This is a genomic window from Borreliella afzelii (assembly GCF_014202295.1).
Lineage (GTDB): Bacteria > Spirochaetota > Spirochaetia > Borreliales > Borreliaceae > Borreliella > Borreliella afzelii.
On the sequence record NZ_JACHGM010000001.1, the window covers coordinates 179,396 to 201,791 of the forward strand.

General features: G+C 28.5%; 20 protein-coding genes. 6 read left to right on the top strand and 14 right to left on the bottom strand.

Going from position 1 to position 22,396, the window contains the following annotated elements:
• Nucleotides 1-76 precede the first annotated feature (76 nt).
• Nucleotides 77-1,144, top strand: coding sequence for a tRNA 2-thiouridine(34) synthase MnmA (gene mnmA, locus HNP63_RS00825; RefSeq protein WP_015055739.1), 1,068 nt, complete (start codon nucleotides 77-79; stop codon nucleotides 1,142-1,144).
• Between the two features lie 41 nt (nucleotides 1,145-1,185).
• Here mnmA and HNP63_RS00830 read toward each other — a convergent pair whose 3' ends face one another.
• The 5 genes from HNP63_RS00830 to HNP63_RS00850 all read right to left on the bottom strand — a co-directional run bounded on the left by HNP63_RS00830 (nucleotide 1,186) and on the right by HNP63_RS00850 (nucleotide 9,196).
• Nucleotides 1,186-3,087, bottom strand: a complete 1,902-nt coding sequence (locus HNP63_RS00830) for a methyl-accepting chemotaxis protein (protein ID WP_004789978.1) — start codon at nucleotides 3,085-3,087, stop codon at nucleotides 1,186-1,188.
• 30 nt (nucleotides 3,088-3,117) lie between these two features.
• Entirely contained in the window at nucleotides 3,118-5,379 is a 2,262-nt protein-coding gene (locus HNP63_RS00835; protein WP_073999059.1) for a methyl-accepting chemotaxis protein, read from the bottom strand.
• A gap of 156 nt (nucleotides 5,380-5,535) precedes the next feature.
• Entirely contained in the window at nucleotides 5,536-6,462 is a 927-nt protein-coding gene (locus HNP63_RS00840) for an ABC transporter permease (protein ID WP_183226982.1), read from the bottom strand.
• Nucleotides 6,434-7,585 carry an ABC transporter permease gene (locus HNP63_RS00845; protein WP_011601163.1) on the bottom strand — a complete coding sequence of 384 codons (1,152 nt, stop codon included), beginning with the start codon at nucleotides 7,583-7,585 and terminating at the stop codon, nucleotides 6,434-6,436. The genes HNP63_RS00840 and HNP63_RS00845 overlap by 29 nt, the downstream gene beginning before the upstream one ends.
• The gene (locus tag HNP63_RS00850) at nucleotides 7,586-9,196 is read right to left on the bottom strand and encodes an ABC transporter ATP-binding protein (RefSeq protein ID WP_011601162.1); all 1,611 of its coding nucleotides are present in this window, start codon (nucleotides 9,194-9,196) and stop codon (nucleotides 7,586-7,588) included.
• A 242-nt stretch (nucleotides 9,197-9,438) separates the two neighbouring features.
• On the opposite strand from HNP63_RS00850, the gene HNP63_RS00855 reads away from it, so the two are divergent.
• From HNP63_RS00855 to HNP63_RS00870, 4 genes are read left to right on the top strand one after another with little or no spacing between them, the layout of a single operon-like run.
• Nucleotides 9,439-10,101, top strand: a complete 663-nt coding sequence (locus HNP63_RS00855; protein WP_004789982.1) for an HAD family hydrolase — start codon at nucleotides 9,439-9,441, stop codon at nucleotides 10,099-10,101.
• A complete protein-coding gene (locus HNP63_RS00860) occupies nucleotides 10,098-10,961 on the top strand; it encodes a hypothetical protein (RefSeq protein WP_183226984.1) in 864 nt (287 codons plus the stop codon). The genes HNP63_RS00855 and HNP63_RS00860 overlap by 4 nt, the downstream gene beginning before the upstream one ends.
• Entirely contained in the window at nucleotides 10,955-12,001 is a 1,047-nt protein-coding gene (locus HNP63_RS00865; protein ID WP_011601160.1) for a hypothetical protein, read from the top strand. The genes HNP63_RS00860 and HNP63_RS00865 overlap by 7 nt, the downstream gene beginning before the upstream one ends.
• Nucleotides 11,998-12,504 carry a hypothetical protein gene (locus HNP63_RS00870; RefSeq protein ID WP_183226986.1) on the top strand — a complete coding sequence of 169 codons (507 nt, stop codon included), beginning with the start codon at nucleotides 11,998-12,000 and terminating at the stop codon, nucleotides 12,502-12,504. The genes HNP63_RS00865 and HNP63_RS00870 overlap by 4 nt, the downstream gene beginning before the upstream one ends.
• Before the next feature lie 48 nt (nucleotides 12,505-12,552).
• On the opposite strand, the gene HNP63_RS00875 is transcribed toward HNP63_RS00870, so the two are convergent.
• The 8 genes from HNP63_RS00875 to HNP63_RS00910 all read right to left on the bottom strand — a co-directional run bounded on the left by HNP63_RS00875 (nucleotide 12,553) and on the right by HNP63_RS00910 (nucleotide 21,206).
• Nucleotides 12,553-12,993: a response regulator gene (locus tag HNP63_RS00875; protein ID WP_002557259.1), complete on the bottom strand. Its 441-nt coding sequence runs from the start codon at nucleotides 12,991-12,993 to the stop codon at nucleotides 12,553-12,555.
• 39 nt (nucleotides 12,994-13,032) lie between these two features.
• Nucleotides 13,033-13,518, bottom strand: coding sequence for a chemotaxis protein CheX (locus HNP63_RS00880; protein WP_004789896.1), 486 nt, complete (start codon nucleotides 13,516-13,518; stop codon nucleotides 13,033-13,035).
• Between the two features lie 11 nt (nucleotides 13,519-13,529).
• Nucleotides 13,530-14,930: a CheR family methyltransferase gene (locus HNP63_RS00885; protein WP_011601159.1), complete on the bottom strand. Its 1,401-nt coding sequence runs from the start codon at nucleotides 14,928-14,930 to the stop codon at nucleotides 13,530-13,532.
• A 7-nt stretch (nucleotides 14,931-14,937) separates the two neighbouring features.
• Nucleotides 14,938-17,532 (bottom strand): chemotaxis protein CheA, encoded by a 2,595-nt coding sequence (locus tag HNP63_RS00890; RefSeq protein ID WP_011601158.1) that lies wholly within the window; start codon nucleotides 17,530-17,532, stop codon nucleotides 14,938-14,940.
• Between the two features lie 74 nt (nucleotides 17,533-17,606).
• Nucleotides 17,607-18,632, bottom strand: coding sequence for a flagellar filament outer layer protein FlaA (gene flaA / locus HNP63_RS00895; RefSeq protein ID WP_004789457.1), 1,026 nt, complete (start codon nucleotides 18,630-18,632; stop codon nucleotides 17,607-17,609).
• 82 nt (nucleotides 18,633-18,714) lie between these two features.
• Nucleotides 18,715-19,266, bottom strand: coding sequence for a GerMN domain-containing protein (locus tag HNP63_RS00900; RefSeq protein WP_004789990.1), 552 nt, complete (start codon nucleotides 19,264-19,266; stop codon nucleotides 18,715-18,717).
• Entirely contained in the window at nucleotides 19,256-20,254 is a 999-nt protein-coding gene (locus tag HNP63_RS00905; protein WP_048830744.1) for an N-acetylmuramoyl-L-alanine amidase, read from the bottom strand. The genes HNP63_RS00900 and HNP63_RS00905 overlap by 11 nt, the downstream gene beginning before the upstream one ends.
• Nucleotides 20,247-21,206, bottom strand: coding sequence for a glycosyltransferase family protein (locus tag HNP63_RS00910; RefSeq protein ID WP_004789555.1), 960 nt, complete (start codon nucleotides 21,204-21,206; stop codon nucleotides 20,247-20,249). Before HNP63_RS00910 ends, HNP63_RS00905 begins: the two co-directional genes overlap by 8 nt.
• A gap of 57 nt (nucleotides 21,207-21,263) precedes the next feature.
• On the opposite strand from HNP63_RS00910, the gene HNP63_RS00915 reads away from it, so the two are divergent.
• Nucleotides 21,264-21,938 carry a hypothetical protein gene (locus tag HNP63_RS00915; protein WP_183227099.1) on the top strand — a complete coding sequence of 225 codons (675 nt, stop codon included), beginning with the start codon at nucleotides 21,264-21,266 and terminating at the stop codon, nucleotides 21,936-21,938.
• An 8-nt stretch (nucleotides 21,939-21,946) separates the two neighbouring features.
• Here HNP63_RS00915 and HNP63_RS00920 read toward each other — a convergent pair whose 3' ends face one another.
• Nucleotides 21,947-22,396, bottom strand: coding sequence for a DUF192 domain-containing protein (locus HNP63_RS00920; RefSeq protein ID WP_004789890.1), 450 nt, complete (start codon nucleotides 22,394-22,396; stop codon nucleotides 21,947-21,949).

The following is a 22,396-nucleotide window of genomic DNA, read 5'->3' on the forward strand; positions in this document are numbered from 1 at the left end:
AATAGACTTAAGTATTATATTATAATTTACAAAAATTAGCAAAATCTTATATAATAAAACCTAAAAAGGTAAATTCATGAAAATAGCCGTACTTTTATCTGGAGGAGTTGATAGCTCTGTTGCCCTTTATAGAATTATAAACAAAGGATATACAAGTATAAAATGCTACTATTTAAAAATTTGGCTTGAAGATGAACTGTCTTATATTGGAAGCTGCCCTTGGCAAGAAGATTTAAATTATGTTGAAGCTGTATGCAGCAAATTCAATGTGCCGTATGAAATAATAAACTTTCAAAAAGAATATTATAACAAAGTGGTAAGCTATACTATTAAAGAACTAAAAAATGGCAATACTCCAAGTCCGGATATTTTTTGTAATCAAAGAATAAAGTTCGGAGCGTTTTTTGAGAAAATCAATGAACAATATGATTTGGTTGTCACAGGACATTACGCCAAAATACAAACAAAAGATAAAAAATTTTTTTTAAAACAGGCAAAAGATAAAATTAAAGATCAAAGTTACTTTTTATCTCATCTCTCTCAAAAACAAATGTCAAAACTATACTTCCCATTAGGAACATTGCTTAAAAGCGAAGTAAGACAAATAGCTAAAAATATAAATTTGCCCAACAAAAATAGAAAAGATAGTCAAGGTATTTGTTTTTTAGGAAAAATTAAATATGATGAATTTATCAAATATCATCTTGGCGAGAAAAAAGGCAATATAATTGAAAAAGAAACAGGAAAAATAATAGGAACTCACAACGGATATTGGTTTTTTACAGTTGGACAAAGAAGAGGAATAAAGCTTAGCAATGGACCGTGGTTCGTCATAGAAAAAGACTTAGAAAAAAATATTATATACATCTCCCATAACGAGAATTATTCAAAACAAGCAAAACGCAAATTTTTAGTTCATGAAATACATTGGATAAATGACACACCTTCGGATTTTGAAAATTTCAAAATTAAGATAAGACATGGAGAAAAAAAATACTCGTGCAAATTAAAACTTATTGCAAAGAACTTAATTGAAATTTCTTTAAATAAAAAAGATTATGGAATCTCTCCAGGACAATTTGCAATTTTTTATAAAAACACAGAATGCCTAGGGGGTGCTAAAATTTTTAAAGTCATAGAATAATAATCCGCCAAAAAGTTATAGAAGATTGAAAAATCTTCTACTTACTTTTCGATCTTAAAGTAATCAACAGATTCTTTCAAATCTTTTACACTCTCTAACATTTTCTCAGACATTGCAGAAAGCTCTTCGCTACTTGAAGCTGTTGTCTGAACCAACTGACTAACCTGTTCTATTGCATTTTTAAATTGCTCTATTTGAACGCTTTGCTTAGAACTTTCATTAGAAATATTTTTCACAAGTCTAGCTGTTTGCTCCATACCGGGAACTATTTGTTCAAAATTTTCTCCAGCTCGACTTGCAACGGTTAAGCTTCTGCTTGCAATATCAATAATCTCTCTTGCTGATTCCTTGCTTTGATCCGCAAGCTTTCTAACCTCAGCAGCCACCACTTCAAATCCCTTGCCTTTTTCTCCCACTCGTGCAGCCTCAATCGAGGCATTTAAGGCGAGTAAATTGGTTTGTCTTGTTATCTCATCAATAATTCCAATTTTTTCAGTAATTACAGTCATTGCCTCAATAGCTTTAACAACAGATTTATGCCCCTCTTTAGTTCTTTCATTAGTATTAACAGCAATTTTTTCAGTAGTAGATGCATTTTCAGTATTCTCAGAAACACCTTGTGATATTTGCTCAATATTTGCTGTCATTTGCTCTAAAGTAGATGCCTGCTCAACAGCGCCAGAACTTAAATTCTGACTTGCATTTGCTATTTGAATCGCATTTTCATAAAGGTAATCTAGGTTTTCAATGACCCCTTTCGCAACTGAAGAAAAATTAGTTCTCAATTGCTCAAGGCCTTCGTACAAGCTATATAACTCTACAGTATCCCACTTGCCAAAATTAACATCGGCAGTAAAATTACCAGAAGCAAGTCGCTCAGAATATTCCAATATCTTATTCAAAGAAGCGCTCAATTTTTTCACAAGATAAAGAGTTGCAATAGCAAGAATGAGTAATGTAAATACAAAGCTAATACCCAAGATTAAAGATGTAGCTCGCGACATATAATAAAAGTCATCCTCTGAGGTTCTCATTAAAAGGATAAATTTACTATTAGACAAGTTTAATAACACCTTTTGACTAATTCCCACATATTTCTTACTGCTATTAGGATCATAATAGTAAACAGTTGAAATTTCTTTATTTTTTTGCAATAAATCTTCAGATGTTTTCTTAAGAATATTAGAATAAGAGGCGCTAAGATCCGTCAAAACATCGCCTGGTAATACTGTATGATGAACTAATAATCTACCTGTAGTATCATAAGCTAACGCACGACCGCTAGAGAGTATTCCAAAATTAATCCCTCTAAAAGATCTATGTATATAATCCATTGAACAAAAAAACATAAAATAACCAAAAATATCGCCTGTGCCAAAATCTCTTAATGGTATACCTATTAATATGTAAGGAATCTGGCCTTTTTTATTTTTTATCTTGGAAATGTTTTTAACCAAAGATTCTTCAATAGACCCAGGATCTGCCAACATGACAAAGGAATTGTAAACAATACTTTGAGATTCTTTAAGTTTTGTAAAATATTCTCTATCCCCAATAGATCTGCCAAAATCACTATTATCCTTAACAGCAGTAGTAAAAACTATTTCACCTTCTTTGTTTGTAACCATCATATTACTACCACTTTGAACAAGAATTTCAGATTGATCTGAAATAAAACCCAACCTTTTGGATTTAATTTTACTAGACTCATCAAATTTTTCAGCAGAATTGAAATACATAGAACTAACCCTAACTTTCTCTTCCATTGAAGAAATATAAAGGTTAAAAGAACTTTTAATGTTTCCAATAAGATTGATCATAAGATCAAACTGCTGATCTACTAATTTACTATTAATCAACATTCCAAACACAAAAAATAAAATTGATATAAAGAATGCTATAAGAATAAGAACAAGTAGCAACATCCTAGCTTTCAGCTTCATACTAACCACCTCTTTTACAAAAAATAAACTCTAAAACTCTGAAAAATCATCATCAAAATTTAAATCCTTATCAGCAATATCGATAGCTTTTTTAGGATCAACTCGCTTATTAATAGCTCTTACAGAAGGCTCAGGCTCAATACTTAAAGAATGATTATTATGCCTACTACCATTTAAAGTCGAAATTCCATTACTTTTTAAATCTTGATTTTCATCTTTAAAAGAATCTTCAGGACAATCCATTAATCTGAAATCATACTCACCATCCTCCAGATTTTCAATCTTAGAATCTTTAATTTTAAAAAATAATACAGATTTTCTGAGTTCCTTAGACTTTTCTAGCATTTTATCGGACATACTAGAAAGTTGCTCACTACTTGAAGCTGAAGACTGTACGACTTCTCCAACTTGATCTAAAGCCATTTTAAATTGAGCAATCTGATCGCTCTGCTTAGAACTACCTTCTGAAATCTTCTTAACAAGATTAGCTGTTTCTTCTATTTCAGGTAACATTTCTTTAAAGATCACTCCTGCTTCAGTTGCTACTTTAGAGTTATCTTCAACTAATTCTCCAATCTCAAGAGCCGAAATTTTACTAAGATCAGCCAACTTTCTAATCTCACTAGCCACAACAGCAAATCCCTTTCCTTCATCACCCGCTCTTGCAGCTTCAATAGCCGCATTTAAAGCAAGTAAATTGGTCTTTCTGGCTATTTCTTCAATAACGCTAACTTTCTCTACAATATCTTGCATAGCAATAACAGATTCTTCAACAGCCTTACCGCCTATATGGGAATTTTCATTTGTCTTTAAAGCTATTTGCTCTGTTTCATAAGAATTATTCGCACTCATATTAACACCTGACGCTATTTGCTCAACATTAGCTGACATTTCTTCAAGAGCAGATGCCTGCTGTAACGCACTAGAGCTTAAATTTTGACTCGAACTGGCAACCTCTAAACTTGCCTTATTTACATAGCTAATATTTCTCAAAACACTCGCAATTGCTACAGAAATAGCTTTTTTCATTTTCACAACCCGAAGACTTAGCATACTAAGCTCATCAGAAAAATCATCGCCATCATCAAGAGCATAATCTTTATCTAAACTTCCATTAACCATATCTTGAACTAAAACTCTAATTGCGTTTAAACGAAAACTAATAACCCTATCTATTCTTGCCAAAAGAACAATGCTTAATAAAATAATGCCTAAGGCAGAATATAAGACATACTGGAATCTTATGCTAGATATTACTCCGTAAATATCTTTATAAGGAAGTCTAGCAATAAGTACTCCACCTTTTTCTCCCAATTTACTACTTATAGGCAACAGTGCATAATAACATTCCTCTCCCATTTCGGGGAAAAATATTCTATCAATAGTATAAACCGAAACTTCGGTAGGAATATTTGATAAAAGAGGTGGCTTAGAAAAAACATCTTTAAGAGTATTTAAAAATTTAGAACTAACCCTACTAATTTCATTGTATTCTTCAAAAGGATTAACTGCTATATTATTAGGATCCACATAAATAAAATTGCCTCTTTTATAAAAACCGAATCTAAATCTATCAAAACTATCTGCCAAAACATCATTAAGCAAATATCCGGCCAAATACCCACAAACAAGTTTATCTTCTGGAGAATATACAGGAACAATTATTGCAAAAGCCTTTTTTTCGCTTTGCCTAGACCTAATGGCAACCTCTGCAGATATTCCTTCAGAAAGATTTGAATACCAACCTATAAATTTTAATTGGTCTTGCTTATAATCCTCAACCGCTTTTTTAAAATAATTGGTATTAGCCTCAGAATGACCAAAATCCATATTATTTTCATGCCTTGTGCTAACAATTATTCTTCCTTCAAAATCAAAAAATGCAAATTCTTCAAAAAAGGTATCATTTTTAAGATTGGCCATAAAATTGTATAAGTATTGTCGATATTTTTTATTCACCTTTACAGAATCAATAACAAATTTTGGATTTTTTCTTAAATCTATCAATTCAGACTCAGAGAAATCTTTTCCTCTATTCTCATAAATTGCAAATTCTGATATGGTTTCAAGTGCCAAATTAGAAGCTGCACCACTGACTATAACATACAAAGTGTCCAAAAAAGATTGTGTAGAAAAAGCTGCTCTTCTTAATTGCGCCCTTGTAAGTTGCTTATAATAATCTTCTAAATAACCACATAAAACAAAATTAAAAATCATAGAAAAAAGCAATAATATAAAAATTAAAAACAATAATAAAAATCCAACAAACCTGTATTTAAGCTTCAATAGCATAATAAACTACCTCACAAATCATCTACTTATTTAATCAAATAAACTAAAGATCAAAAAGGGTATCAAAAAAAAATTTACAGCAAAAATTTAAAAACTCTTAAAAAATTAAAAGAATTTTCAAAATATGAAAAACAAATTATAGACCATTATTAACTACTAATGCTTTTTATAAGGTATTCCTAAAAACTTAGGCGCATTATTTCTTTTTGAAAAAAAGACAAGACTTGCAATAATAATTAAATATGGGGTAATAACTAACATTTTGGGTGGCATTATCAAAGACAAAAAAGGCGATTGAGCCAAAACAATTGCCAAAGTTTTTACGAATGAAAACAAAAAACTACCCATTAAAACCCCAAAAGGCGTCCATTTTCCAAAAATTAACATTACAATAGAAATAAAACCTTGTCCACCTGTAACCCCTTGCACATAGCTTGATGCAATCACTGTTGTAAGAACAGCACCCGAAACCCCTGCTAAAAACCCACTCAAAAGAACACAACAAAATCTAATCTTATTTACACTAACTCCAACAGACTCTAATACCTCTGGATTTTCGCCGCTAGCATTAATTCTAAGCCCAATTTTAGTGTATTTGAAAACAATATGAAATAAAACCACACCTAATATTGCAATGTATACAGAATATCTTTTGCCAAAAATTTGGAATATAAAAGACGTTTTGCTTAAAATTCCATTAAAAAGTATCGGCAACTTTATTTCTATAGGCGGAGTTGAAATAGAAGAAAAAATCAAAGTGCTTATAAAAACAGCAATAGCGGGTCCTAAAAAATTAAGCGCCATTCCGGTTATAATTTGATCTGATTTTAAAAAAATTGTAAAAACAGCGTGCAAAATAGCAAGTACAAGCCCCGCCAATCCACCAACAAAAATTGAAAATAATGGGTCATGTGTAAAATATGCAACTGCAGCTCCTGAAAATGCTCCTATTGTCATTATTCCTTCAAGTCCAATATTAATAATTCCACTTTTCTCACTTATTAGACCCCCAAGGCCAGCTAAAATTAAGGTTTGAGAATTTATTAGAGTTTCACTAATTAAGAATATTATTATATTTGACACCCTTAACACCTTTTAAAAAGATTTTATTTAAAAAATAACCGGCAGAAATTACAAGAACAATTATTCCCATCATCAAAGATACAATTGAAGATGGAAGACCCATTAAACTTTGAACCCTGCTGCTTCCATAAAGCAATATAGAAAAAAGAACACTAGAAAATATTATGCCAATCGGCGAATTATTCCCCATCAAAGAAACAGCTATCCCATTAAAACCAATTCCTTCCATGTAAGAAAGCTTGAATATAGATTTATTAACACCCATAATTTGAACAGCACCAGCAAGACCTGCAACAGCTGCTGAGAGAAACATTGAAAAGATTAGAACAGCTTTTACATTAATGCCCATACATCTTGAAGCTTCAATATTATTTCCCGTGGCATTTATTTTAAATCCAATAATAGTTTTATTAAGCAAAAACCATATTAAAATAGCAAAAATGATACCTAAAATTATTCCAAAATGAAGAGGAGCTTTTAAAAGTTCATTAATAAAAGGATGAGAAGCCCTATAAGCAAGACCTTCTGGTGAAAGCTTCCAAGAGCCTAAAAAATCAATAAATGCACTCTCTTTAATGGACTTTGAAAAATCACTATTATCTCTTTTAATAAAACTAAAATCTAAAATTATATTATTCAAATGAAACAATATCCAATTAAACATTATTCCTGAAATTACTTCACTAATATTGAATTTAGCTTTTAAATATCCAATTAAAATTCCTAAACTACCTGACGCTAAAAAAGTAATAACAAAAATAGTAATTACATGCAAAATTGGGGGCAAATCAAGTAAAACCGCTGCTATTAAAGCAACAATAGATCCTAGCATAAACTGACCTTCAACCCCAATATTAAAAAGACCTGTTTTTAAAGAAATACCAATAGAAAGGCCTGTAAAAATTAAAGGAGCTGCATAACTTAAAACATAACCTAAATGTTTGGGAGACGAAAACATAATCTCTAGTATGATAAAATACATTCTAAAAGGAGAATAGCCAAACACTATTACCACTAAACCAACAATTAAAAATCCAACAAATAGAGCAAAAACACTTACAAATACTGAAGAATTTAAAAATTTCAATATAAATTTACTGCATACATTTTTACTACTTCTCATTTAGCTTAAACCTATCATCATTTTACCAATAACATCAATATCAAAATTGTCTTCTAAAATACCTACTATCTTTCCATCATGCATCACAGCTATTCTGTCACAAACATTAACAAGTTCATCAAGTTCAAGAGAAACTAACAAAACAGATCTACCTGCATCTCTTTGCTCTATTATTCTTTTATAAATATTCTCAACAGCTCCAACATCAAGACCTCTTGTAGGTTGAATAGCCAAAAGAATATCTGGCTCTAAACTAACCTCGCGAGCAATAATAACCTTTTGCTGATTACCTCCAGATAAATATTTTACCTTATTAAAAATATTTCTTGGTCTAATATCAAAATAATTTACAAGTTGGTTGCTCAATTTTTTTAAAATGTTAAGATCAAACCCTACAAATTGTTTTTTAACCTTATTAAATTGTCTTTTAATAAAATTGAAAAAATTAAATTTTAAATCAAAATTATTCTTTGAATGATTTTTTTTAAATCTCAAATAATCAGGATTATCAAAGCTCTTAAGCCCAATATTTTGCATAACATTGAATTCTAAAATAAGACCGTGCCTCTGCCTGTCCGAAGGGATATTACCAATTTTTTTATCTATTATTTGCTTAATTGTTAAACCTTTTAAAGATTCTAAATTGCCCGAAGCATTTTTTTTAAAAATATCGCCCTTAAATATACTTTTTAAACCCAAAATTGCATCAACCAAATCCTCTTGGCCACTTCCCTCAATACCTGATATCCCAAGAATTTCACCATTTCTCAGATTAAGATTAACGTCTTTAACTTTTAAAATTCCTCTCTCATCTTTAATGCTTAAATTCTTTATTTCAAGAACATTAAAATGATTTTCAAATTGAATCTTAGATGAACGAAGTGCAATCTCTTTCCCTATCATTAATTTTGTAAGATCTCTGTCATCAATCTCAGCAATATTAACAGTTTTAACAGTCTTTCCAAGGCGCATAATTGTACATCGCTTTGCAATAGACCTAATTTCTTTTATTTTATGAGTAATAAGTATTACAGTATGACCCTCTTGAGTGAGCACCTTTAAAATATTCATAAAATCATCAACTTCACTTGGAGCAAGCACCGCAGTAGGTTCATCAAAAATAATAATATCTGCATTTCGATAAAGAACTTTTAATATCTCTATTTTTTGTTCCATACCAACACTCAAATCTTCAACCTTTTTCTCTAAATCTATTTTTAAACCATACTTTTCTGAAAGATAATTTATTTTTCTTCTAGCTTGTTTGTAATCAATAAAACCAAATTTTGAATTTTCATATCCTAGAATAATATTCTGAACAGCAGTAAATTGTGGAATTAACATAAAATGTTGAAAAACCATTCCAATCCCATTTCGAATAGCCTCACTTGAATCCTTAAAGCTTACTTCTTGACCTTTTAAAATAATTCGACCGCTATTTACTTGATGAATTCCATAAATAGTCTTCATTAGAGTGGTCTTTCCAGCACCATTTTCTCCAAGAATAGCATGAACTTCGCCTGCCTTAAATTTAATAGAAACATCATCATTGGCAATAAAATCGCCGTACTTTTTTGTAATATTTTCTAATACTAATATATCTTCTCTCATTAAGATTCAACCCTAATAAATATCAAACACAAATGACTTACAATATTCTATTCTAATGAAATATAATAAAACTTAAAATTTATATTTTCAATAACATTTTTATATTTTAATAAACAAAATAAATTATTTATAAAAATTAATTACTAGTAAATAAAAAATGCTTAAAATATAAAAACCTTAATAAAGAAAACAAATTAATGATAAAATAAAAGAATGACTAAACATTTATAAAAGAGAGTACTATGAAAATCAAAGCCTGTATTTTTGATATGGATGGAACCCTGGTAAATAGCATCTTGGATATTGCATTCTCAATGAATTCTGCTCTTTCAAACTTAGGATACAATAAAATCGAACTAAATAAATTCAATGCCCTTGTTGGAAGAGGATTTAACAAGTTTGTAATAGATACTCTAAAGCTATTATCTCTTGAATATAATAATCCTAATTTACAAAACAAACTTTACAAAGAATTTGTAAAAGAATACAATAAAAACCTTTCATCTCAAACACAACCATACGAAAACATAAAAACTCTTCTAGAAAATATGAATAAACTTAATATTCCAATTGGGATTTTAAGTAATAAAAATCACGAAGAATTAATAACTCTGGTAAAAAATATTTTTGGAAATATATTTTTTTTTGAAATCAGAGGTTGTTCAAAAAAATTTCCACCAAAGCCAGATCCTGAGAATGCTCTTGATATGATATTAGAATTAAATGTTAGAAAAGAAGAAATTGCATATATTGGAGACAGTGATGTAGACATGTTAACTGCAATAAACGCTGGATTTATGCCAATAGGGGTTTCTTGGGGATTTAGAAGTGTTCAAGAATTAAAACAAAATGGAGCAAAATACATACTCCATAATCCACTTGAGCTATTGGACCTAATCAAATGAATATAAAACCATATTTTCCTTACATATATCATTACCTATTCAATCATGAAAGCATAAAAAGTTTATCTGCTATAGAAAAAGAAATTGAAATACTCAGCTATTTAAAGGAAAACAAAAAAACTATTACTACATTCATCAAGAATGATTTTGAGTCAGAACTAAAAGATCTAATTCAATACGTTAAAGATAAAACAGATATAATGATTACACCATTTGTTTTGTCTGGCATTGAGGCTATTGATTTTAACATTGTAAAGCCTCTTTTTACCAAAGAATTAACAAAAAACGACTTAAATTTGATATTTAACTTCGTTAAAGTCAATTCATCTTTAAGAAAAGAATTCTTTTATAATTTTAATACTATAAGCAATGGATACATTACTTTTTACATAAATAAACTATTTGAAGGAAAAAACTCTTATACAATATATTTAATACAAAAGGAAAATAAAGCCCTTTATTCATCAGACATCATAAAAAATTATATAAAGATATTACTTCTCTTGAAAGTATTGGTAATTAAATACTGCTTTGAAAAAGGAATCGAATTGACTATTAAAAATATCGAATCGACTTCAAAAGCAATAAGCAATGATACTGATTTTCTAGACGAAAAAACAGCCAAACTCATAATTGAAAGCTTTTTTAAATATGAAATTTTGCAAACAATGTCTCCAATTTCAACATTAATTGCTATTTTTTCAGCCAGAGCAAGAATTCCAAAATATAAAAATAATCCCGTCAAAGGTTTTATTGGGTATGATGAAAGTTGGTTTTCAATAAAACAATCAGGCTCTAGAGAATATGATTCAAGAATAATCAAAGAATTATTAGAAATAGCTAAGGGAAATAAATGGTAAAAAAATTTTCGATTTTTTTAAAAGCAATAATAATTTTTTCAATATTTGAACTTTTAATCGAAGAACTCTCAATAATTCTTTTTTTACCATACAAAATACGATTTGCACTAATATTTCTTGGGTTTCTATTTGATACAATTTTTATTTTCATTTTTTTATACAAAATAACCAAAGCTTACCTTTCCCAAAGATTGGAAATCTACGTTAGAAACAATCTATTCTTCGATATAATTCACTGCCTTATCCCTTTAGTATTTTACAGTTCATATCAACTTAAAAACATAATTGTTACCCACGAAACCATATTAAATCCAATAATGCTGTCACTTTTCAAATTGAGATTTTTAAGACTTCTTAGGTTTAACGATCTAATAATAGAAATCTATTACAATTCAAAAGAAAAGAACCTAATACTAACAGCATTTGCTAGAACATTTTCAATGAGCTTATTAATACCATTTACATTTTTTATAATAATATCAAGCTCAAAAATTGTAAATTCAATACCAGAAAAACAAGAATTTAATATTATTAAAAATATATCAATAATAAATGAAAAAGCTTACATTAAAGAAAAATATCCCTTCATCTTAATAATCAAGGAAAAAGAAGACATAATATACTCAAAATCAGACGAAATATTTGTTTACTACAGTCCTAGTGAATACAGAGTAATAGAAATAGAAAAGACAAAATTTTATATAGATAAATATTTGCAAAGAAAAAGCGACTCTATTCTTGGAATTTTTCTATTTGCATTGTTTGCATCATTTACCATTTTTTTAATGAATTTTTATAAATTTTTCAAGGCAAGCTTTTTAAATCCTATTATTCTAATGACAAAAATTTTACAAGACCCATTAGAATATCGAAAAATTCAAATTCCTTTTACTTTAAGCGAAGAAAAAGTATATGAACTTGCAAAATCATTTAACAATCTTCTACTAAAAGAAAAACTAAATTCAAAGCGAAAAAGCAAAATACCTTTAGAAATTGAAAAAGTAAAAAAAATAATTAATAAAAATCAGGAATTAAAATGAAAAGCCCAATAATTACAATGCTATTTACATTATTAAATTTTCCACTTAATGCTAGACTTTTGGACCTCTCAATTGAAAAAAAAGTAAACGAAGAAATAAAACAATATTCATCTTTTAATTTAATTTTAGAAAAAGAATACTATACTAATTTTCCAACAAGCGAAATAGAAAAAAATATTTATAAACTAACCGAACATTTTGTAAAAAGCATAATGATCAATAAAACTGACTATAGCTTATTAAATTTAAACTACAAAGAAGCAAATAAATACCTAATTCAAAGCGAACTTATTGATACCAAATTTTTAAAATATAAAATATTTAAAATTAAAAATATAAATGGGAATCTTAAAAGCTATTCACTAATATACACAAAAAAAGGATTTTACAAATTAGAACTTTACATAGAAAATAATACAGAACCTATAAAAATATTAAACCTTAACATTACTTATTTTTTAAAGAATTCAGATAAAATAAGTAATGAAATGATTTTTTTCTAAAAGAATAAAAATAATAAAATTAAAGCTTGAGCTGTTTTTATAAACAAGTTATTTAACAAACACAGACATTACTCTTTGGAGAACCTTTGCTCTATCTAATGGTTTAACAATAAATGTTTTAGCTCCTTTTATTAAGCAATCTTTAACTAATTGTTCTTTGCCTAAAGCAGATATCATTATCACTCTAGCATTTTTATCAAATTCCATAATATTAGAAAGACAAGTTATTCCATCCATTTTGGGCATGGTAATATCAAGAGTGACAATATCAATATTAGGATAATGATTCTTGTATTTTATTACGGCTTCCTCTCCATCAGCTGCTGTATCAATAATATTAAAACCCTCTGATGTAAAAATTTGTGTAAGCTGCTTTACGGTAAAAACAGAATCGTCAACAATCAAAACATTAAAGGGAATGCCTGTATCATAATTGATTCCTCTAGGCTTAGATGAAGAATCTGCAGCAATTGTAGTCTTTTGAATCATATTAACCTCTCTTTTCTAATAAAAAGAATTTTTTTCATATCAAACCCTCTCTCTTATTGCAATATTAACTTCTATAATTTTACCATCAGGCAAAGAAAAAGGAACAATTAAAGCCTCAGAACCTTTATTACTTATTTTCATATTTTCTCCATAAATAAAAGCGGGTGGAGTTATATCAAATACAAAGCCTTTGGCATGCAAAGTAGTAACAAAATTTCCAGCAATAATGTTGCCAACTTCGGTGAGAGTTGCAGCAACCATCTCTTTTGTTTCCTCATCATCAAAATCGCAATATTCTTCAAAATTTAACTTAGAAGCAACAAAAAGAGCTGTTTCTATATCCATATCAATAATTATACTACCCTCAACAGATCCAGCAAGTCCTACTATTACAGAAACACCTTTTATCTTTTGATTTATCGATTTAAGCCCTGGTTTACCCATTTCTATATTCTCAACAAGTAACATATCTCTTAAAACCGAAGAAGCGGCATCCAAAAATGGCTCTATATAATCTATTCTCATTAATTTCTCCTTTAGACTCTCCTGTACAAGTTAAAATATTTTGTAGATTTTTCTTTTATAAAAATATCATTATTTTTAAGTTCTTCATTATCTCCTAAAAACAAAAGAGCCCCTTTAATAGTTTTGGAAGCAATAATATTCAAAATTAAAATTTGATCTTTACTATCTAAGAAACATAAAACATCTTTTAAAAAAACCATTCCCAAATGATCAGGCAAATCTGAAAAAAGAGCATCAGAATATTCAAATAAAACGTTATTAAGAATTTCTGACTTAAATTTATAAACTCCAGGACTTTGTTCAAAAGAGTTCCTACGATAAATTTCACTAATACCAATTTCTGACTCTGAAAAAATCAACCTGGAAGTTTCAACCACTTTTGATAAATCATTATCAATAGCTGTCAACTTAAATGGTCCTACATAATACTCAGACAAAGCGTTAACTAGGGCCATAGTCTCCCTTCCATTACCGCAACCAATTTCTAATATATTGAAAATAGAATTCAAATTATCCATAAAATTTAAGCGATTCTTAACAATTTCATTTTGAAATTCTTCCAAACAATCAGCTCCCCATAGATTTCCTGATGATTTTGAATAAAATTCATTTAAAAAACTATCGTAAGGCAAGCAATCAGTATCAACCATATTAAATTTTACTCCAACTTTTTCTAAAAACACATCATTTACTAAAGAAGCATTAAACGAGAATTTCAAAAGATTTTTTTTAATATTCTCCAAATTAAAAGCTGCAATATTGTTTACAGTTGAATTTTCATTATTATTAGTATTTTTTGAAAAACCATTATTAGATAAATTACTTTTAGCATTCTCCAGGATATCTAAATTACCACAATCGTCTACAAAATCGGTTTTTTCAACAAAATTTTGACCGGAGGTTAAAACCCTTTCTTCTTCGCCATAATTAAAAATTTTAAAAACATCAAGAAGTATATAAAGTTTTTCGTTATAATCTACAACGCCTTTTATATAGTTTATTAAAGAATCTTGAGATAAAACTGGATGTGGATCTTGAATAAGACTAGAATCTATTGAAAAAACATTATTAATTTTATCAACAATCACCCCTATAAGAAGGTCTTTATGTTTTAAAACCATAATATCTTCAAGATCTTTTTTATTAAATTCCAAATTAAACATTATTCTAAGATCTATAATAGGAATTATTTCGCCTCGTAAATTATCAAGCCCAGCTACATATTTTTTGGCATTCGGAACATAAGTAAAATTACTAGATTTTCTAATTTCTTTAACCTGCATAATGTCTACTAAATAATGATCCGATCCAAGCTCAAAAGAAACAACCTTAAAATCAAAATTGGTCAATTTAGAATTACTATTTTTATCATCTAAAATTTTGGGTCCAAAATAAATTTCTTTTATCTGCACAAGAGATTCACTCCTTAGTATCCTTTTTTAAATCAAAAAGTTTAAAAACATCAATTATTAATACAACTTTACCATTACCAAGTGTAGTAGCCCCAACTATACCCGCGCTTGATGAAAATTTATCCTTAATAGGCTTTACTACAAAATCTTCTTCACCAAGAATAGAGTCTACAACAATTGCAGTCTTTATGTTGTTAATATTAACAACTATTAAAAATTTCTCTATTAATGAATCATCTCTTGTTATATTAAAAAGTTTATCAAGCCTGAGAACAGAAATGATTTCGTCTCTTAAATTATAAACTTCATGATAATTTTCAAGTAATTTTATATCATGCTCGGTTATTCTATGAGTTTCAAGAACATTATTTAAAGGGATAACATAGGTCTCGGATCCCGACTTTACCAAAAGACCTTGTATAATCACTAATGTCAATGGTAGTTTAATCCTAAAAATTGTTCCAATACCAATTTCTGATTCTACCAAAATAGTTCCATTAAGCTTCTCAATGCTTTTTTTTACAACATCAAGACCAACGCCTCTACCTGAAAGGTCTGTCACTTGAACTGCTGTTGAAAATCCAGGAGCAAAAATTAAGTTAATAAGTTCAAAATCAGAATAAATTGCATCTTCCTTTATTGTTCCCTTTTCAATTAATTTACGCCTAATAATCTTTGGATCTATACCAATTCCGTCATCTTCAATCTCAATTGATATTACATTACCCTCATTCTTAGCACGCAAAATTATAGTACCTACTTTGTTCTTTCCCTTTTTAACTCTCTCTTCAGCTGTTTCAAGTCCATGATCCATTGAATTTCTAACACAATGCATCAAAGGATCCACAAGATCATCTATAACGGACTTATCAAGCTCAGTTTCCTCTCCTTCCATTTCAAGATTTACAAGCTTATTCAATTTCTTTGAAAGATCCCTGACAACTCTTGTAAACCTTGAAAATATATTAGATATTGGCAACATTCTAGTTTTTAAAACGCTCTCATGCAAATCTGTAATTATTCTAGATAGTCGCCCAGAAGTCATTTTGAAATTTTGAAGAAGTCTGAAAAAAGAATTTCTCAATTCGGATATATCATTAAGAGACTTTTCCATTTTAAAATTCATCAAAGAATTAATATGTGATTCGATCTCATCTTCTAATGTTAAGCCTGCATCTTTAAAAATTATCTTCAAATCAATTAAAAAGTTTCTCTGGAAACTTTCTTGATAATCATAAAAATAATTAAAATTATAAAACAATGTAATCATTTCTGAATTTATTTGATTATAAGATGATTTACTTATTACAGCCTCACTTACAAGATTTAATATGTAATCTATTTTTTTACTATCTATTCTAATTAAATTAACGCTAATTGGATTGTTTTTTTTAATGCTTTTATTTACTTTAGAAAGCACTTCATTGTTTTCTTTTAGACTTATATTCTTTAAAGATTCTAAATCAACATTTTCGATTTCAAAATGACTAACAACATCGGGCAAATTAATCTTTTTAACAATACTGTCCTCACTGGCATTTGATATTAAGTAATATATAACAAAATTAAAAAACTTATCTGTCAACAACTCACTAGAATCTGGAATAGACTTGAAAATTTTTCCAAGACTTTTTAATGCTTGAAGCATTTGCAGCCCACTAATAGTAGCCATGGGATTGTCTTTTACAAAATACAATCTAACTTTAAATAACTTTTGATTTTCAATCTCAAGCAATAAATCAGAAATCTCACTCTCTGCAAAATCAAAACTATCATTTAAAACGGGTTTGAAATCTAAATCAACATCTTCAATCTTTCTATCTGCAAACCTTTTTAATTCTTCTTCTACATTAAATTCATCAACTAAATAGCTTGCAATTAAACTTGAAGGATCTAAACTTTTTTTCACGCCCTCTATATCTGAATATATCAGATAATAATCCACTCTTGCTAAAAATTTATTTTCAATTATTTGCTCATATTTAGGAATTGTATGTAGCACAGACCCTAAATTTTTTAAAATATTAAATATTTTTAATCCACCATTTTCAACTTCAGAATCGCTATTTGTATTAAAAATAACACTGATCCTTAAAACCTTTTGTCCAATTCCTAATCCCTCTTTTATCTCCTCAAGATCTAATTTTGAAAGATAAAAATTGTTTTTAGTTGAATTTTCCTCAAGTCTCTTAATACAGGTTTGATCATCAATTACTAAAAATTGCTTTAATTTGCTTTTAAGATCACTTATATCATTCAAATAAATCTTGCCATCAAGACGAAGCGCAAGCATTTCCTTAATAATATCTAATGAACTTAAAAGCAAATCAACAAGAGCATTGTTTATATTTACCTTATCATCTCTAATAGCATCAAAAACATCTTCGACAATATGAGTAAAATCAGATAGCTCCATCATATCAAGAGAAGCAGAACTTCCTTTTAAAGTATGAGCTGCCCTAAATATTTCATCAATAGTATCAGAATTATTAGGATCATCCTCTAATGACATAATATTCTCTTCAAGGATATCTACAAGATTTTGAGCTTCTTCAAAAAAAACCCCTAAAAGCTCTTCATTTTCCAAATCTAATATTTCCATACCATTTCCTATTAAAAAACATCACATATATGTGAAGCTAACCCTTTAGGCTAGCTTCACATATTAATTTAAACCTAATTTTCTGAAGATGATTCTTCAGGTTTATCACTCTCAACCTTTTCTATAAAGTTTTGGAAAGAACCTTCGGGCATAGAAATTTTTTCTCGAAGCTTTAAAACTCTTTTGAAAGTCTCGTGTGCCTTTAATTTGCGAAGGGATTCAGCTCCACTAGTTTCATAAACTTTAAATACAGACTCACTATCAATATCAGAATCTATTGAAACGCTTAGCTTGTCATAAAGAACTCTCAAATCTTTCACATAAAAGATAAAATTTTGCTCTTTTGAACTATGAGATTTTGAAACTCTAAAAGCCTTAAATCTCATTTTACTTGAAGCAAGAGGATAATTGGGAACATCGTCTTTAATTATTCTAGCTGATATATTAGGAATATAGTTAGGATTTGACCAAATCAAATCAGCCCACCCCTTAAACTTTAAAGTCCCTAAAGAATAAGCATACTCCATACCATTCATATCTTCAAATAAAACTTCAAGATCTACCTCATACCCTAAACTATAAACTGATACTTTGATCTCTTTCATGGTTTTAATGTTATCAATAAGACCTTTGCCTAAAAATTGATTTCCACTTTCCCCTGAATAAAAAGGAATTTTAAATGGTGGCATAATCATAGCAGATGATTGAGAATAGCTTGGAAATAAAACTCTTACTCCTAAAATAGTATCACCTGCATACCTTTTGGATTCGCTCTTAACAAGAGCAGGCGCAACAACTGAATTTTTAACATAAGCTTGCAACCTTGCAGAAGGAGTAAGTAAAACACTCCAATTACTTATTCCAAGATCTACAACCATATCTTCCGGCTTAACAATCCCAGAAGCACCTGAATAAACATAATCAACATAATTTGTAAGATCAAGTTTAGTTGAACTTGGATCTCTTGCAAGTTCAGCAAAATCTAAAACCAATTCTCCAGGCTCTGCCCTTTTAGAGCCCTCTGTTAATCCATCAGTCTCTTGAGCAAAAAGAGCAGTGGATAATAAAAAAAATAAAATACTTTTCGCTTTCCTCTTCATGTAAACCAACTCCTTATATATAAATCTTTTATAAAATTTTCGTTTTTTAATTGCCATTATCATTAAATTAAAATTAAATTTATCAATTTTGCTCCTTTAGCATACACCCTTCAACAAGAATAACAAGCTTTTTTACCCTACTAGGATGGTTAAAACGTATTGTTTTTATTAAAGCCGTAGCAAAAAGATTAACCTTAACATCAAAAGATTCATAAGATTCATTATAATCACCGTTATTAAAAGAATCATAAAATTCCTTTGAAAGATTTATGTAATAAATTCCATTTTTTAAAAAAGAATACAAAAATCTTACATCGCTTAATAAAAACCCAAAAGACAACCCTTCATTGCTCCCTAAAAGGAAATCTTTTACTAAAAGATCTAAATTATCTTTCAAATTTTTTTCATCTCTTAAATACCTTAAATTAACGATAAACCCCTTGCTAGAGTAAAAATAAAAAACCTTTCTTGAAAAAAGATTGTCATAATTTAAAAAAACCATACAAATAGAAAACAAAAAGCTTGCTGCCAAAGCCCCTAAAAGCAACCTAAAAATATACTCTTTTTTCAAATTAAAAAATTTATAAATCATCGCATTATACTTAAAAAATATATCCGAAATATTATTTTTCATAAAAATTTATAAATTCCATCAAAGATTTAAGTATTAGGATATTAAACTTGCTCATGTAATTATAATCCAAAATCAATTTAGCATCTAAAATATTGGACAAAAACCCCATTTCAATCAATACAGCAGGCATACTGCTATTTTTTATTACAAACCATTGTTCTTCTCTAATTGGCCTAATATTAGTTTCACTTAACTCACTTTTAAATACTTTATACAAAATTTCAGCCAATCTTTTCGATTCATATTTATATTTAATATCTAGTATATCATTAAGCTCGCTTAAGTATCTATTACCTTTAATATCATACCCCTTAAAATCTTTAATAACCTCTCTTTTCGAATCTTCAGGAAGATACCAAAACTCAACCCCTCTAGCTTCATTATTTGGAGCATCATTAGCATGTATGGATAAAAATATAACATTATTTGGAAAATTTGGCTTTATTGCATTTGCAAATTCCGATCGCTCTTTTAAAGTTAAAAAAACGTCATTTATACGAGTTAGCAAAATATTTTTATTTACAAAATAATTACTTAAAATTTTAGACAAATATATAGAATAAGTTAATGCAAAATCTTTTTCTTGAAGCACAACATCGTAACCATTTATCTTTAAAGTCACAACCGCACCAGCATCATGACCACCATGTCCAGGATCAATGATTATCGAAGTGATTCTGGGTTTATTATAACTTTTAAGAGAACTGAAATAATTTTCAATTTGTTTTAATACCTTTTGGCTTATTAAAATTTCTCCACGAATGTCAATAATTGGATCTACAAACATATAATAACCAGAAGATGTCAGAGCATATTCAAAACCTACCCTAAACTTCAAATATCCTTTATCATTTTCAATTGTAAAAACATCATTTTCAATGTTAAAATCAAACTTAAAAACATTAGCATCAAAAAAATCAAGAACATTTAAGTAATCAGAAGTATTAGAATATAAGCTTAAATATGAAAACAAAAACAAATCAATCAATAATATCATTTTCCCAAAGTTCGATGGCACTCTTTAAGTCTCCTTTGAATCTTAAGCTATTTTTAGTAATCTCACCTTTTATTTCCTTAAACTCTTTTTGGAAAAGAAAAGGATTAATTTTGTATTTTAAACAAATTTTACAAAACCTCAAAAAAGAAAAAACAACACCATTTCCAACAAAAATTGGGACATAATTCTTAAGCAAAAAAATTAAAAAACTTTTATTTTTGGTCAAATTTTCCGGCGAATTTAATGCAGTATACTGGATTCTCAGCTTTCTATAAATATAAACATGTTCTCCAAAATAAATAGCTCTTAGTCCAAAATCTATTCTTTGAAAATATTCATTTTGAATCCTTCCGTCAAAACCTCCAAGCTGTAAAAACTTCTCTTTAGAATAAAGTCCACAATAATCCATGGTAATCAAAGTTTTTTCATAGTCTTTCTCAGAATTTACTAAAATTACCTTAAACTTTTGCTGTTTATCTATGCTGGGAAGAAAAATTGAAGGGATTATCTCCTCTTCTTTATCGAAAAATTCACCACCAACAAGAAGAACATTTTTTTTGACTATTTCATCAAATATATTTGGAATCCAAAAAGGATTTAACAAGTACATATCACTTTGCAAAACAAAAACAAAATCACAGCTGGATTCTTTCATTGCTAAATTAACCTTTTCTCCAGAATTCAAATCATCAGAGAGTAAAATAAATTTTAACTTATCATAACTTTCTGAGATAAACTGCAAAGAACTTCTATTGCTCTGTTTTTCAATTGAAATTATTTCTCTTATAAAGTCAAAATTGGATAAAAATTCAAACAAATCTTCTCTAAAAATTTTTGTTCCTCTGCTCAATATTACAAAAGAAATTCCAAAAGAAGATTTTTGTGAATAATTATTTTTAGATTGAATAACAGTATATGAATAGCCGCTATCTTGAAGACGCATAAATTACTTTTAAAATCCTCACAATTAAATTATAATAATCATATGTCAAATAATACAATGTTAATTCCAAGAATAATGAATATTAATGCATTATTCTATAGCACGATTATTATCATTTTTACACTCATTTCTTGCAGCCACAAGAATATACAGTATGACAAGAGAATTAAAAAATTTTTAGATAAAAACAAAATTGAATATAAAATAGACTCAGAGAATGACTTTATAGCATTTAAAAACATAAACAATAACGAAAGAGAAGAAGTAATTATTAGATCAAGACTAAACTCATATAAAAATTCAAAAATAAGAGAAATATTTGGAATTGTCAAAGTATTTGATGTAAATACACAAAAAATTAAAGAAATATCTGATTCTCTTATGAGCGACAGCTATAATAACAGAGTACTTGGATCGTGGGAGATTATTCATAATGCAGAAAGAGGAATTAACTCTTTAGTATATATTGTAAAAGCAGAAGAATTTGCAAGTGAAACGCTTTTGCTTGATGCAATTGACGAAATCGCCTCAACAATAACTATTTTCAAAAAAATAATAACAACCAATAACGAAAACATTGATAATAATGAAACAAATAACAATGCAAATAAAGCATCAAGTGATCAGACCGCTTTAAAGCAAGAAAAAGCAAATTCAACAAAAGAATCTAATAAAAATGAACTTAAAGAAGATCAAATCGAAGAAGAACTTCAAGAAATTAAAGCCCAATAATTTCAAAATCATTCTACTGATAAAGAATTAATATCAAAGCAAAAATGCACTTTATCACCTATTTTTATTTGAAATTTAGAAAATGAGCCTCTTGGAAGCTCAAGAGCATACTTTACTTTATAAAAAGAATTAACACTTGCCCTAGAGTATGGTTCTAAATCATAAATCTCTTTAATAATTCCATTTGCATCAATGTAGGCTATTTCAAGGGGTAAAGGTGTATTTTCCATCCAAAAAGATAAATTTTGTTCTTTTTTAAAAACAAAAAGCATTCCATTTCCATATTCAACTTTTTCAGTGCCCATATAACCTTTTGCCCTATCAAATTCATTAGCTGCTATTTTTACAAAAAACTTGACCCTGTTTATTACAACTTTTTTATCATAAAAATGATCGGCAAAAGATAAAAAAGACATCGACAAAACTAAACATAAAAAACGTTTTAAAATTTTTTCCAA

Bases quoted from the DNA above. Each gene is read 5' to 3' on its own strand.
- HNP63_RS00900 (WP_004789990.1), bottom strand. From the start codon at position 19,266: ATGAAAAATAATATTTCGGATATATTTTTTAAGTATAATGCGATGATT.
- HNP63_RS00865 (WP_011601160.1), top strand. From the start codon at position 10,955: ATGGTAAAAAAATTTTCGATTTTTTTAAAAGCAATAATAATTTTTTCA.
- HNP63_RS00855 (WP_004789982.1), top strand. From the start codon at position 9,439: ATGAAAATCAAAGCCTGTATTTTTGATATGGATGGAACCCTGGTAAAT.
- HNP63_RS00860 (WP_183226984.1), top strand. From the start codon at position 10,098: ATGAATATAAAACCATATTTTCCTTACATATATCATTACCTATTCAAT.
- HNP63_RS00845 (WP_011601163.1), bottom strand. From the start codon at position 7,585: ATGAGAAGTAGTAAAAATGTATGCAGTAAATTTATATTGAAATTTTTA.
- HNP63_RS00890 (WP_011601158.1), bottom strand. From the start codon at position 17,532: ATGGAAATATTAGATTTGGAAAATGAAGAGCTTTTAGGGGTTTTTTTT.
- HNP63_RS00830 (WP_004789978.1), bottom strand. From the start codon at position 3,087: ATGAAGCTGAAAGCTAGGATGTTGCTACTTGTTCTTATTCTTATAGCA.
- HNP63_RS00915 (WP_183227099.1), top strand. From the start codon at position 21,264: ATGTTAATTCCAAGAATAATGAATATTAATGCATTATTCTATAGCACG.
- HNP63_RS00875 (WP_002557259.1), bottom strand. From the start codon at position 12,993: ATGATTCAAAAGACTACAATTGCTGCAGATTCTTCATCTAAGCCTAGA.
- HNP63_RS00870 (WP_183226986.1), top strand. From the start codon at position 11,998: ATGAAAAGCCCAATAATTACAATGCTATTTACATTATTAAATTTTCCA.
- HNP63_RS00850 (WP_011601162.1), bottom strand. From the start codon at position 9,196: ATGAGAGAAGATATATTAGTATTAGAAAATATTACAAAAAAGTACGGC.
- HNP63_RS00910 (WP_004789555.1), bottom strand. From the start codon at position 21,206: ATGCGTCTTCAAGATAGCGGCTATTCATATACTGTTATTCAATCTAAA.
- HNP63_RS00880 (WP_004789896.1), bottom strand. From the start codon at position 13,518: ATGAGAATAGATTATATAGAGCCATTTTTGGATGCCGCTTCTTCGGTT.
- flaA (WP_004789457.1), bottom strand. From the start codon at position 18,632: ATGAAGAGGAAAGCGAAAAGTATTTTATTTTTTTTATTATCCACTGCT.
- mnmA (WP_015055739.1), top strand. From the start codon at position 77: ATGAAAATAGCCGTACTTTTATCTGGAGGAGTTGATAGCTCTGTTGCC.
- HNP63_RS00835 (WP_073999059.1), bottom strand. From the start codon at position 5,379: ATGCTATTGAAGCTTAAATACAGGTTTGTTGGATTTTTATTATTGTTT.